This is a genomic window from Xanthomonas albilineans, from assembly GCF_009931595.1.
GTDB lineage: Bacteria > Pseudomonadota > Gammaproteobacteria > Xanthomonadales > Xanthomonadaceae > Xanthomonas_A > Xanthomonas_A albilineans.
Genome location: NZ_CP046570.1, coordinates 2,332,593 through 2,345,378 on the forward strand (window position 1 = coordinate 2,332,593; position 12,786 = coordinate 2,345,378).

13 protein-coding genes are annotated in these 12,786 nt (G+C 64.4%); all 13 read left to right on the plus strand.

The window, feature by feature from the left end; translation table 11 throughout:
- The first annotated feature begins 126 nt into the window (after positions 1–126).
- The 13 genes from XaFJ1_RS09765 to dxr all read left to right on the plus strand — a co-directional run bounded on the left by XaFJ1_RS09765 (position 127) and on the right by dxr (position 12,776).
- Positions 127–630, plus strand: a complete 504-nt coding sequence (locus tag XaFJ1_RS09765; protein ID WP_012916505.1) for a Csu type fimbrial protein — start codon at positions 127–129, stop codon at positions 628–630.
- Positions 631–662: 32 nt separating this feature from the next.
- On the plus strand, positions 663–1,403 hold the full coding sequence (locus tag XaFJ1_RS09770) for a fimbrial biogenesis chaperone (RefSeq protein WP_049887182.1): 741 nt from the start codon (positions 663–665) through the stop codon (positions 1,401–1,403).
- On the plus strand, positions 1,366–3,726 hold the full coding sequence (locus XaFJ1_RS09775) for a fimbria/pilus outer membrane usher protein (protein ID WP_155393678.1): 2,361 nt from the start codon (positions 1,366–1,368) through the stop codon (positions 3,724–3,726). Before XaFJ1_RS09770 ends, XaFJ1_RS09775 begins: the two co-directional genes overlap by 38 nt.
- A complete protein-coding gene (locus XaFJ1_RS09780; protein WP_012916507.1) occupies positions 3,723–4,748 on the plus strand; it encodes a Csu type fimbrial protein in 1,026 nt (341 codons plus the stop codon). The genes XaFJ1_RS09775 and XaFJ1_RS09780 overlap by 4 nt, the downstream gene beginning before the upstream one ends.
- Positions 4,749–4,839: 91 nt before the next feature.
- Complete coding sequence (locus tag XaFJ1_RS09785) at positions 4,840–5,163, plus strand: hypothetical protein (RefSeq protein WP_045756924.1); 324 nt, start codon at positions 4,840–4,842, stop codon at positions 5,161–5,163.
- Positions 5,163–5,879, plus strand: coding sequence for a fimbrial biogenesis chaperone (locus XaFJ1_RS09790; protein WP_012916509.1), 717 nt, complete (start codon positions 5,163–5,165; stop codon positions 5,877–5,879). The genes XaFJ1_RS09785 and XaFJ1_RS09790 overlap by 1 nt, the downstream gene beginning before the upstream one ends.
- A 285-nt stretch (positions 5,880–6,164) precedes the next feature.
- Positions 6,165–6,962: a 30S ribosomal protein S2 gene (gene rpsB / locus XaFJ1_RS09795; protein WP_012916510.1), complete on the plus strand. Its 798-nt coding sequence runs from the start codon at positions 6,165–6,167 to the stop codon at positions 6,960–6,962.
- Positions 6,963–7,109: 147 nt separating this feature from the next.
- Complete coding sequence (tsf, locus tag XaFJ1_RS09800) at positions 7,110–7,988, plus strand: translation elongation factor Ts (protein WP_012916511.1); 879 nt, start codon at positions 7,110–7,112, stop codon at positions 7,986–7,988.
- Between the two features lie 528 nt (positions 7,989–8,516).
- On the plus strand, positions 8,517–9,239 hold the full coding sequence (gene pyrH, locus XaFJ1_RS09805) for a UMP kinase (RefSeq protein WP_012916512.1): 723 nt from the start codon (positions 8,517–8,519) through the stop codon (positions 9,237–9,239).
- Between the two features lie 189 nt (positions 9,240–9,428).
- Positions 9,429–9,986: a ribosome recycling factor gene (gene frr, locus XaFJ1_RS09810; RefSeq protein ID WP_012916513.1), complete on the plus strand. Its 558-nt coding sequence runs from the start codon at positions 9,429–9,431 to the stop codon at positions 9,984–9,986.
- 39 nt (positions 9,987–10,025) lie between these two features.
- Positions 10,026–10,766 carry a polyprenyl diphosphate synthase gene (gene uppS / locus XaFJ1_RS09815; RefSeq protein WP_045756925.1) on the plus strand — a complete coding sequence of 247 codons (741 nt, stop codon included), beginning with the start codon at positions 10,026–10,028 and terminating at the stop codon, positions 10,764–10,766.
- Positions 10,763–11,587: a phosphatidate cytidylyltransferase gene (locus XaFJ1_RS09820; RefSeq protein WP_012916515.1), complete on the plus strand. Its 825-nt coding sequence runs from the start codon at positions 10,763–10,765 to the stop codon at positions 11,585–11,587. Before uppS ends, XaFJ1_RS09820 begins: the two co-directional genes overlap by 4 nt.
- Before the next feature lies 1 nt (position 11,588).
- Positions 11,589–12,776 (plus strand): 1-deoxy-D-xylulose-5-phosphate reductoisomerase, encoded by a 1,188-nt coding sequence (dxr, locus tag XaFJ1_RS09825; protein ID WP_012916516.1) that lies wholly within the window; start codon positions 11,589–11,591, stop codon positions 12,774–12,776.
- Positions 12,777–12,786 lie beyond the last annotated feature (10 nt).

A 12,786-nucleotide genomic window follows, 5' to 3' on the forward strand; every position in this document is an offset into this window, starting at 1 on the left:
AGAAGAAAGCGCGACATACATCAAACCCACGATCACGATCAGTATCTAAAAACGAGCGTAATGGCGCACATTTTGCTTCCTAACGGGCACCGGCGGTCATCCGTCATTTCACCAAAGAACCGTGCCATGCAAGCCTTTCACCGTGCCCTCGCCATCGCTGTGCTGTTCACCACCACCACCGGCCTGGCATCGGCCCAGACCGATTCGCGCACCTTCAACGTCAAGATCCAGATCAACAGCGTCTGCAACATCCAGACCGCCCCGACCGACGTCAACTTCGGTAGCGTCAACTCGGCCCAGACCTCGATCACCAGCACCGGCACCTTGAACGTGCGTTGCACTTCAGGCACCCCTTACAACATCGCACTCAATGCCGGCAGCACCACCGGTGCGACGGTACTCACGCGCACCATGGGCAGCGCCAATGCCAGCAACACCTCACGGGTCCCATACGCGCTGTACCGCGACTCGGCGATGACCCAGAACTGGGGCTCGACCGTTGGCCTGGATACCCAGGCCGGCACCGGCAACGGCAATGTGCAGCCGGTCACCGTCTACGGCCAAGTCGCCAGCACCAACTATCCTGCCGATTCGTACAGTGACATCGTCACTGCCACCGTCACCTGGTAAGTAAGTAGTGACTCATCGGAGCGCCTGCCTGCATGTTTTCGCCATCGCATCCCATGTTGCGCCTGCCGGCCATCGGGCTCCTGTGGCTGACGGCAACTGCCACCTGCACGGCATCCAGCCTGCAGGTGGCGCCGACCTCGGTGACGCTGGCCGCCGCAGACTCCGCTCAAGGTATCTGGCTCAGCAACAGCGGCGATAAGCCGCTGCATGCGCAGGTGCGGGCATTTCGCTGGCACCAACGCAATGGCGAAGACCTGCTCGACCCCAGCGACAAGATCGCGATCAGTCCACCAATGCTTGAACTGGAACCGCATTCGCAGCAGCTAGTACGCATCATCCGCCTGGATGCTGCGCCCAACGCCACCGAGGAAACGTATCGCATCTTGGTGGACGAATTGCCGGCAAAGGATGCCGACACCGGCAGCAACACCGGCCTGCAATTCATCCTGCGCTATTCGCTGCCGATCTTCGTCAAGCCGGTCGCCAGTGTCGCACCCGTGTTGCATGCGCGGCTGATCCACGATGGGGCCGCCCAGATGCTGGAAGTCGCCAACCAAGGCAACGAACACGCGCAAGTGGTGGACCTGGACTTCGTCGCCAGCGATGGCCGCCATATCGCGATCACCAATGGCCTGGCGGGTTACATCCTGCCGGGCCAGCACAAGCGCTGGCCGCTACCGGCAACGCTCGCGCACGCGAAAGGAACGTTCCAAGCAAAGATCAACGGAGCCCCCCTTGCGCAGCCGTTTGCATTGGATGCAGCGGCTCCTTGAGGTGCTGCTGGCACTGTGTGCCTGCGCCGCCGCCGCCGCGATCGACGTCGCCGTCGCCCAGCCCAGTAGCACCCCGCCCTCCCAGGAAACGCTGTATCTGGAAGTCACCGTGAACCAGACCCGCAAACCTGGCCTATTCCAATTTCAACGCGACGGCGCGCAGTTACGTACCAACGTCGCTACCCTGCGCCAACTCGGCCTGCGCGTGGACGCCAGCGACAGCGCGGCGACACTGTCATTGAGCGATCTGGAAGGAGTGCGCTTCCAGTACGATGCTAGTCTGCAAAAGTTGGCCATCGACGCACCGGTGGCCTTGCTCGACGCGCCAGTGACCCACATCGACGCGCAAGGCAACACACCCGCGCTACCGGCGACCAGTTCTCCCGGCGCCCTGCTCAACTACGACCTGTACGCCAGCCACCAAGGCGATGCCAGCAATCTCACCGCCAGTGGCGAAGTACGCGCATTCGGGCTGGGCAATGGCGTGCTCGGTCGTGGTCTGTTGCGGCAATCGTTCGTCGGCCGGCTGACCCACGACCCCCAGCAAGACTGGCACAACCAGGCGATCCGCCTGGACACGCAATGGCAATGGTCGCTCCCCGACCGCATGACCAGCGTGGTGCTGGGCGATACCCTGAGCAGCAGCACCAACTGGAGCCGCGCCTTGCGCCTGGGCGGGCTGCGGGTCGGCAGCGACTTCGGCCTACAGCCATACCGCGTGACCTCGCCCCTGCCGGAATTCCTCGGCGAGGTCACTGTGCCATCGAGCCTGGACCTGTACGTCAACGGCATCCGCCAATACGGCGCGCAACTGCCGGCCGGCAGATTCCAGCTATCGGCCGCGCCAGGCGTGGACGGCGCCGGCAATGCGCAGGTGGTCATCACCGACGCCTACGGCCGGACGCGTTCGATCTCCTTCCCGTTTTACGCCACGCAGCAACTGCTTGCCACCAGCCTGAACGACTGGTCGCTGGCACTGGGCCGCGTCCGCCAAGGGTACGGTAGCGCCAATTTCTCCTATGCCAGCGACACTGTCGGCAGCGCCAGCTGGCGCCGTGGCCTCAGTCCACAACTCACCGCCGAAGCCCACGCCGAAGCCGGCGCTGGGGTTCGCAACGTCGGCGCCGGGGTCATCTGGCTACTGCCATGGGCTGGCGTGGTCGGTGCCTCTCTGGCGCATGGCAGCGACCCCACCAACGACGGCATCCAGTACACGCTCAGCTACCACTGGAACAACGGGCATTTCAATGTTGGCGTGGACACTCAGCGCGCGCAGTCTGGCTACCGCGACGTCGCATCGCAGTACGGCACGGCGCCTGCACGCATCAGCGACCGCGCCCTGCTCGGCACCACCTGGATCCCGCTAGGCAACGTCTCGCTCAGCTATGTGCGTCTGGCCTATCCCGGCAGCAGCGAGGCTCGCTACGCCAGCCTGTTCTGGAGCAAGGTGCTGGCGCGGCAATCGTCGTTGACCCTCAGCGTCAATCGGAATCTGGACCAGAGCCGTGATCGCAGCATTTATCTGGGCTGGACGATTGCATTGGAAGGTAACCGACAGGGCAGCTTGGCGCTGCAACAGGCCGGCGAGCGCGTGAGCGCGACCGCCGACCTCAGCCATTCGTCGGCGGCCGATAACGTCGGCTGGCGGCTACAGGCGCGCAGCGGCCAGGACAGCGGCGGCCTGGCCGAGGCAAACTGGCGCGGCGACAGCGCGCGCTACGCCGGCGGCGTCACCAGTACCAATGGCCAAACCTACGGTTATGCCGAGGCATCCGGAGGCCTGGCCTGGATCGGCGGTGGCTGGTTCCCGCGGCGCGATCTCGACCAAGCCTTTGCCCTGGTCTCCACCGACGGCGTTGCCGGGGTGCCGGTGATGCTGGAAAACCGCCCGATCGGCACCACCGACACACGCGGCTTCCTGCTGGTAACGCCCTTGCTGGCCTGGCAACACAACCAACTATCGATCGACCCGATGCATCTGCCAGCGCAGGCACGGCCGGAGAAGATCGACCAGATCGTGGTCCCACGCGACCGCACCGGTGTCGTGGTGAAGTTCCCGATCCGCACCAGCGACGGCGTTCTGGTGCAACTCGAAGATACCGACGGTGCGCCACTGCCGGTCGGCAGCCGAGTCCATGGCCCGGGCATCGACACGATGGTCGGTTACGACGGCGAAGCCTATCTGGAAGGCCTCAAGCACGGCCCCAACGATCTGGAAGTAGAGACCAGCACAGGCCAGTGCAAGGTCCGCATCGCCTACACTGCGCAGCACCGACCGGCACGCTTGGGGCCGCTGCGCTGTAGCACGGAAACCACACCATGACGCTGCGCCAAGCACGCACACTGGCCCTGGGCATGGCCCTGTTGGCGATCGCGACGCTGACGTGCGAACGCGCCGACGCCACCACCGTCTGTAGCGCGCAGGCTTCGGCCTTGAGCTTCGGCACCCTGTCCGACACCGCAACCACCGACGCGACTGCACAGATCGTCGTGACCTGCCAGACCGGCGCGATCAGCATCCTGGGCACGATTTACGTGCGCATGTGCCTGAACATCGACGAAGGCGCACAAGGCGGCAACCTGGGCATTGCGACGCGGCGCATGCTCAACCCACTCAATGACAGCCTCAACTTCCAACTCTACCAGGATAGCGCGCGCAGTCTGATCTGGGGCAACGCCCTGAATGGTTCCACACCACTGCAAGTGGACATGAGCTATTCGTCACTCTTACTGGGGGGCAGCGGCAGCAGCACTTTCACCATTTACGGACGTGTGCCGTTGCAAAGTGGACTTGCTACCGGGAACTACCAAAACAACTTCAGCGGTTCTTACACCAACCTGCAGTATCGCTACAGCGAGCCACTGATCGGCAATCCCGGGTTGATGCCGGCTTCCTGCACCAGCGGTGGCTTAGGCGGAGGCAGTTCGGTGCCGTTCCCATTCGTCGCATCTATCACGGTTCCTTCGACATGCGCCATCGGCAGTATCGCGGATCTGGATTTCGGCAGCCAATCGGGGCTGATCGACAGCGCATTGAACTACACGACAACACTCAACATGACCTGCCGCTATCGCACCGCGTGGCAGGTGAGCCTGGACAACGGCCAGAACGCCAACGGCGCTATCCGGCGTATGCGCAACGCCAACGGCCAGTACCTGACCTACGAACTCTACCGCGACGCTGCCCGCACGCAACGCTGGGGCAGCACCCTGAACACCGACACACAGACCGGCACCGGCACCGGCAATACGCAATCACTGACCCTGTACGGTCAAGTTCCTGCCGTTCAGGCGCCAACCCCTGGCAGCTACAGCGATCTGGTCACGGTCACCGTCACCTACTGATTCCTGAATGGGGGACGCCCACCCCAATCAAGTTGCCCCGGCAAACGCCGTTATCTGCACTGCCTCCACGTCACACCAGGAATTCTCTGCCATGACTGCGCCGCCGTTCATGCGATCCTTGCTGCTCGCGAGCCTGTGTCTCGCCTGCGGCGATGCGGCAGCACAACACACCGGCACGTACGGCAGCGCCGCACTCCGGATAGGCATCCGCATCCTGAACAATTGCGAGATCAGCGCCGACGGCAATGGCCAAGCCGGCACGCCGCAGATGGTCGCTTGCAGCCATCCTTTGACCTATCAGACGAACATCGACGGTCGCCCGGCGGCGAATAACGACGTTGCGCTAGCCTTGAGCCTACCCACCACCGCCACCTTGCCGAGCAACAGGGCATCCTACGCGACGGTCGCGTTCTAGTGGTCGGCCGCCCTACCACACTGGCGAGCCGCTGGTGGCTGGCCCTGCTGCTGCTGGCAGGAACGGCCAGCGCGGGCGTGCGTATCAGCCCGACACTCGTGCAGATGACGCAGGACACGATGGCCACCGAAATCTGGCTGACCAATACCCAGGATCATCCCTGGCAGGCCCAGGTCCAGGTGTATCGTTGGGTGCAAACCGACGGGGTGGACCAGTTACAGGACACCGACGCGATCCAGCCCAGCCCGCAGTGGATCAACATTCCCGCACAGGGCAAGCAATTACTGCGGGTGATCCGCACCACAACGACGAACACCACGAACGAGACCGCCTATCGCCTGGTGCTGGAGGAACACGACACCGCACCGACCGCGGCAGACCCATCCCACTTGCTCCTGCGCTATTCCACTCCCATCTTCGTGAGTGCGCAGGACAGCACCGCCGCGCCCGTGCTCAGCGCCAGCCTGATCCCAGGCGCACACGGACCGGAACTGCTGATCCGTAACCGCGGCCGTGTCCACGCCCGGCTCAGCGACCTGAGCTTCATCGGCGCCGATGGCCATCGGCTGGCCTTATATGCCAACCTCTCCGGCTACGTCCTCGCCGGGGAGCAGAAACGCTGGCCGCTGCCGGCCGCCGTGGCCGCGGCGCAGGGCGGACATTTCGCCGCCCGGCTGGACGACGCATCACCACTACAGGCGCTCCCGGCCGAATGACCCACCCGCCGCGCATTTGTGCTGTCGGTCGCCACAGGGTATAGTTCCTCAGCTACGTCTCGTTCATTCGAGCGTCGCGAACCGTCCACGCCGGACGCACCGGCGAATTCACACCTGCTGCCATTGCCCGTGCCGGGGTGCTCCGCAAGGAGTTCGGCCACGGAGACAGCAGGGAGGCCCAACCCCGGAATCGTCGTGCATGCCTCCAAGGCCAGCACGTTCCTGCGCGTGCTTCACTCAATTACACGCCCGCGCATGGCCGATTCCCCATCAGGAGTTACTTTCATGCCCCAGGTCACCATGCGTCAGATGCTGGAAGCCGGCGTCCACTTCGGCCATCAGTGCCGTTACTGGCACCCCAAGATGGCGCAGTACATCTTCGGCGCACGCGGCAAGATCCACATCATCAACCTCGAAAAGACGGTTCCGCTGTTCAACGATGCGATGAACTTCATCTCCAGCATCGCGCAGAAGCGCGGCACTATCCTGTTCCTGGGCACCAAGCGCAGCGCCCGCGATGCGGTGAAGGAAGAAGCCGAGCGTTGCGGCCAGCCGTTCATGACCCAGCGCTGGCTGGGCGGCACCCTGACCAACTTCCGCACCATCAAACAGTCGGTGGCACGCCTGAAGGAACTGGAAGCGGCAGAGACCGACGGCACCTTCGACAAGCTGGTCAAGCATGAAGTGCTGACCATGCGCCGCGAGCGCGACAAACTGGAAGCCTCGCTGGGCGGCATCAAGGAAATGAACCGCCTGCCCGACGCCCTGTTCGTCATCGACATCGGCCATGAAGACATCGCCATCAAGGAAGCCAAGAAGCTCGGCATTCCGGTCATCGCGGTGGTCGACACCAACTACAACCCGGAACTGGTGGACTACGCCATCCCCGGCAACGACGACGCCATCCGCGCCGTGCAGCTGTACGCGCGTGCCGCCGCCGACGCCGTGCTGGAAGGCAAGGCCGCCGCCCCGCATGCTGCCAGCGTGCGCGAGGAAGAGTTCGCCGAGGCCAGCGACGACAAGGGCCGTAGCCCGCGCAAGAACGGCAAGAAGGCCGAAGAAACCGCTTCCGCTGCCGAGTAACCGGCACGCCATGTGGTTGCGCGATCATGCGCAGCCACTGCCCGGCGCGCACTGCGCGTCCGGGCCGCAGGCGCGACGAGCGCCCGCTGCCCAGAATTACCGGCCGGCCGCAAGCCGGCCTTTTCCCACCTTTCGTGAGGTCATCCCGTGGAAATCACTGCTTCCCTGGTCAAGGAACTGCGCGAGCGCACCGGCGCCGGCATGATGGAGTGCAAGAAGGCGCTCACCGAGAACGCCGGCAACATCGACAACGCCGCCGAGTGGCTGCGCAAGTCGGGCCTGGCCAAGGCCGATAAGAAAGCCGATCGCGTCGCGGCGGAAGGCCGTATCGCCATGGCCCAGGCTGGCGGCAAGGCGGTACTGGTCGAAATCAACTCCGAAACCGACTTCGTCGCCAAGGACAACAACTTCCTGAGCTTCTCCGACGCCGTGGCCCAGGCCGCCCTGCACTCCAACGCCGCCGACGCCGAAGCGCTGAAGAGCGCCAAGCTGGCCAGCGGCGAGACCGTCGAGGAAGCCCGCGCCGCGGTCATTGCCAAGGTCGGCGAGAACGTGCAGGTGCGCCGTCTGGCGCGTATCGACAGCGCCAACCACGTCGCCGCATACGTACACGGCGGCCGTATCGGCGTGCTGGTGGAGGTCAAGGGCGGCGACATCGAACTGGCGCGCGGCATTGCCATGCACGTCGCGGCGATGAACCCGCCGCATGTGAAGGCATCCGACGTCCCAGCGGAATTCGTGGCCAAGGAAAAAGAAATCGAACTGGCCAAGATGTCGGAAAAGGACAAGGCCAAACCGGCGGACATCCTCGAAAAAATCATCAGCGGCAAGATCGCCAAGATCGTCAACGAAGTCACGCTGTACGGCCAGCCCTACGTGCTGAACACCGATCAGACCGTAGAGCAAGCCGTGAAGGCCGCCGGCGCCGACGTGATCGGCTTCCAACGCCTGGCTGTGGGCGAAGGCATCGAGAAGGTGGTGGAAGACTACGCTGCCGAAGTGATGAAACAGGCTGGCCTAGCCTGATATCCCGGAATTGTGGAAGAAAAAGCCGCGCACCGTCGCGGCTTTTTTACTGCTCGCACCCAGGGTGGACTGGGCACAGCGTTTACTACACCTGCTTCTGCGCAACAGCACCCTGCTACGACGCGACTCACCATCTCGCCAAGTGGCCACTAGCGACCCGCCCAATCTTCGAGGCGTACACCACCCCATGGACATCGGCCGATGCGATCGCCAGCCGCACGCCTGCGCCGATGCGCCGCGCACCCAAGGTCCAGCAAGCGCGCTGCACACGCCATTCGAATCATAGTAGCTAACCGACACCACTGATCGCTATCGCTCTCCCGCATCGACCCCAGCGATGTCGACAAAATCGACAACGTCCATGGCAGCGCCAACCATGCCGCGTACAACTCCAAACAACGCCTCTGCAATCCGCTCACCGCGCTCGTTGCACGATCACGTCGATTGAACCGGGGTTGCGGCGCAGACGCGCTCATGCACATCGGATAGAATTTGCGGGTTTTCTCGTCATCACCCAACGAGGTCGCCATGTCTCAGCTTGCCTATCGCCGCATTCTGTTGAAACTTTCCGGCGAAGCATTGATGGGCGAAGGTGACTATGGCATCGACCCCAAGATCATCGACCGCCTCGCGCGTGAAGTGATCGAGGCGCAGCAAGCCGGCGCGGAAGTCGCGCTGGTAATCGGCGGTGGCAACATCTTCCGCGGCGCCGGACTGGCCGCCGGCGGCATGGACCGGGTCACCGGCGACCACATGGGCATGCTCGCCACCGTCATCAACGCGCTGGCGATGCAGGATGCGCTGGAAAAACTCGGCGCCAAAGTGCGCGTGATGAGCGCGATCAAGATCAACGACGTGTGCGAGGACTTCATCCGTCGCCGCGCGATCCGCCATCTTGAGAAGGGCCGCATCGCGATCTTCGCCGCCGGCACCGGCAATCCCTTCTTCACCACCGACTCCGGTGCGGCGCTGCGCGCGATCGAGATCGGTGCCGACCTACTGCTTAAGGCGACCAAGGTCGACGGCGTGTACGACAAAGACCCGAAGAAACACCCCGATGCGGTGCGCTTCGACAGCCTGACCTACGACGAAGTGATCGCCCGTAACCTCGAGGTCATGGACACCGCCGCATTCGCCCTGGCACGCGACAGCGACCTGCCCCTGCGCATTTTCAATATGAGCCAGCCCGGCGAACTGCTGAAGATCCTGCATGGCGCGGAAATCGGGACGCTGGTGAAAGGCCGGGGCTGAGGGGCCCAATAACGCAGGACGCGCACCGCAACTCACCGTTTGACTGCCCCATGCTGGCGCGACTGCGCCAGAGCGCTTAACGCCGATGCTGCAGCGCGCAATTCGCTTCGCCTCCACACGTCCCGAGTGCCGACCCTAGCCGGTTCCCGGCTATAATTGCTCGATTCAGATTCAGCACGGACACCGGCGATGCTCAACGACATCAAACAAGACGCACAGACCCGCATGGCGAAAAGCATCGACGCGCTGCGCCATACGCTCATCAAAGTGCGAACCGGACGCGCCTCGACCGCCCTGGTGGAACACTTGAAAGTCAACTATTACGGGTCGGAGATGCCGTTGAGCCAGGTCGCCAGTGTCGCCGTCGCCGACGCGCGCTCGCTGACCATTACCCCATGGGAAAAGCAGATGGTCAGCGCGGTGGAGAAGGCCATCCTAGCCTCGGACCTGGGCCTGACCCCGAATACCGCAGGCACCACCATCCGCCTCAATCTGCCTGCTCTGACCGAAGAGCGCCGCCGCGAACTGTCCAAGGTCGTACACGGCGAAGGCGAAGACACCAAGGTCGCGATCCGCAACATCCGCCGCGATGCCAACCAGCACATCAAGGATCTGCTCAAGGACAAGAAGGTCACCGAAGACGAAGCGCGCGGCAGCGAAGACGACATCCAAAAACTGACCGACAAGGCGATCAAGGACGTGGATGAGGTGGTCAAGAGCAAGGAACAGGAACTGATGGCGGTCTAAGCCTGCGCCGTCACGGCCATGCACTCCGACTCTGTATCCATGTCCCTGCCCCGCCATCTGGCCATCATCATGGATGGCAACGGACGCTGGGCGCAGCGGCGCCGTCGGCCGCGCATGATCGGCCACCGTGCCGGCGCCCGCGCGGTCAACCGCACCATCGACTTCTGCCTGGAACGCGGTATCGCCGCGCTCACGCTCTTCGCTTTCTCCAGCGAGAACTGGGGGCGCCCGCAGGACGAAGTGGACGCACTGATGAAACTGTTTCTGCACGCGCTCGATCGCGAGGTCGATGAATTGCAACGGCGCGGCGTGCGCGTGCGCTTCATCGGCGAGCGTGCGCGCTTTGCGCCGTCGCTGTGCGAGCGCATGAATCAGGCCGAAGCGCGGACACGCGATAATCAGGCACTGCACTTGTCGATCGCCGCCAGTTACGGCGGCCGCCAGGACATCGCCCAGGCCGCGCGCGCGCTAGCCGCAGACGTCGCCAGCGGACGCCTGCGTCCGGAGCAGATCGACGAAGACGCGCTCTCGGCACGCCTGGCGCTGGCCGATCTGCCACCGCCGGACCTGTTCATCCGCACCGGCGGCGACCTGCGCATCAGCAATTTCCTGTTATGGCAGATGGCCTATACCGAGTTGTGGTTCACCGAAACGCTTTGGCCGGAGTTCGACGCTCAGGTGCTGCAACACGCTCTGGACGACTACGCCCGGCGCGAACGGCGTTTCGGCCTCACCAGCTCACAAATCGCCGATGCGGCGCCGGAAAACGTTGTCGTATGACCCGTACCCGCGTCATCGCCGCGTTGATCATGGCCCCTCTGGCCATCTGCGCCATCGTGCTGCTGCCGACCCAATGGCTGGCCGCGCTGACCGCGCTGATCTTTTTAATCGGCCTGTGGGAATGGCTGAAGCTGGCCGAAATCGACGACACCTTGGCGCGCACCATCCTGCTGATGCTCAACTTGCTGCTGATGGTGTTGCTGGTGTGGGCCTCGGCCGGGTCGCTGGTGCTGTTCCAACTGACCACCCTCATCGGCGTCGGCTGGTGGTGCTTGGCCCTACTGTGGCTGCGCTACTTTCACTTCGGTTCCAACCACGCCACCTACGCGCGAGTGTTCAAGCTGGCTGCCGGCACCCTGGCGATCGTCCCGGCGTGGTCCGCGTTAGGCTTGATCCACGCCAGCGAACCGAACGGCCACCGCTGGCTGCTGACCGCCTTGGCCACCGTATGGGCGGCCGATTCGGGCGCCTATTTCGCCGGCCGCCAGTTCGGCAAGCACAAGCTGGCGCCGCGGATCAGCCCGAACAAGACCGTGGAAGGGCTGATCGGCGGGGTGCTGGCCGGCCTGGTCGTGGCCGTCGGGTTCGGCTGGCTCGCTGGGATCACCCTGCCGCACCTGCCCGGCCTGCTGATCGTTGCCGCGGCCAGCATTCTCGCATCGGTGGTCGGCGACCTGTTCGAAAGCCTGCTCAAGCGCCACGTCGGGGCCAAGGATTCGGGCAACGTCATTCCTGGTCACGGCGGCGTGCTCGACCGCATCGACGGTGTGCTGGCGGCATTGCCGATCTTCGCGCTGGGCAAGGACATCTTCGGGTTCTGACATGATCGAGGCGATCCGCACCATCGCTGTACTCGGCGCCACCGGCTCGATCGGGGCCTCTGCCCTGGACGTGATCGCACGCAACCCGGAGCGCCTGCGCGCCAATGTGCTGGCCGCTGGCCGCGACGTGGAAGGGCTGTTGGCGCTGTGCGCCGCGCACCGTCCGGCGCATGCGGTCATCGCCGACCCTGCCCTGTACCCCGCGCTACGCGACGGCCTGGCGGCGGCTGGTTTGCAGACCGCCGCGCACACCGGCACTGCGGCACTGGATCAATTGGTCGCCAGCGACGCCTGCGACAGCGTGCTCGCCGCCATCGTCGGCGCCGCCGGCCTGGCCTCGACCCTGGCCGCCGCCCGCGCCGGCAAGCGCCTGCTACTGGCCAACAAGGAAGCCCTGGTGCTGGCCGGAGAACTGGTCACCGCCGCAGCGAGCGCAGCCGGTGCCGAGATCATCCCGATCGACAGCGAACACAACGCCATCTTCCAGTGCCTACGCTCGCGCCAGACCGGCGCCGAAGTGCGACGGGTGCTGCTGACCGCTTCCGGCGGCCCATTCCGTGGCTGGGACCGCGCCCGCCTGCAGGCGGTGACGCCGGCACAAGCGGTCGCGCACCCGAAGTGGTCGATGGGGCCGAAGATCTCGGTCGATTCGGCCACACTGATGAACAAAGGCCTGGAGGTGATCGAGGCGCACCACCTGTTCGCGCTGGCGCCTTCGCGCATCGAGGTGCTGGTGCATCCGCAGAGCCTGGTCCACTCGCTGGTCGAATTCATCGACGGCTCCACCTTGGCGCAGATGGGCCTGCCGGACATGCGTACCAGCCTCGCCGTGGGCCTGGGCTGGCCGGAACGGATCGCCTCCGGGGTCGGCGGACTGGACCTGCTGGCGCATGGCCACCTGGACTTCGAGGCGCCGGACATGGATGCCTTCCCCTGCCTGCGCCTGGCCTGGCATGCGATGCAGGCCGGCGGCAGCGCACCAGCGATCCTGAATGCGGCCAACGAAGTGGCGGTTTCAGCGTTTCTTCAGGGCCGTATCGGTTTCCTATCGATTCCTGCGCTGGTCGATAACGCCCTGACCGAGCTGCCTGCGGTCGCGGCCGATTCCCTGGACGCGTTACTGGCAGCAGACGCGCAATCGCGCAAGATCACCGAACTCGCCATTGCCCACCATCCCTCCCATGCTTGATCCGCACGCT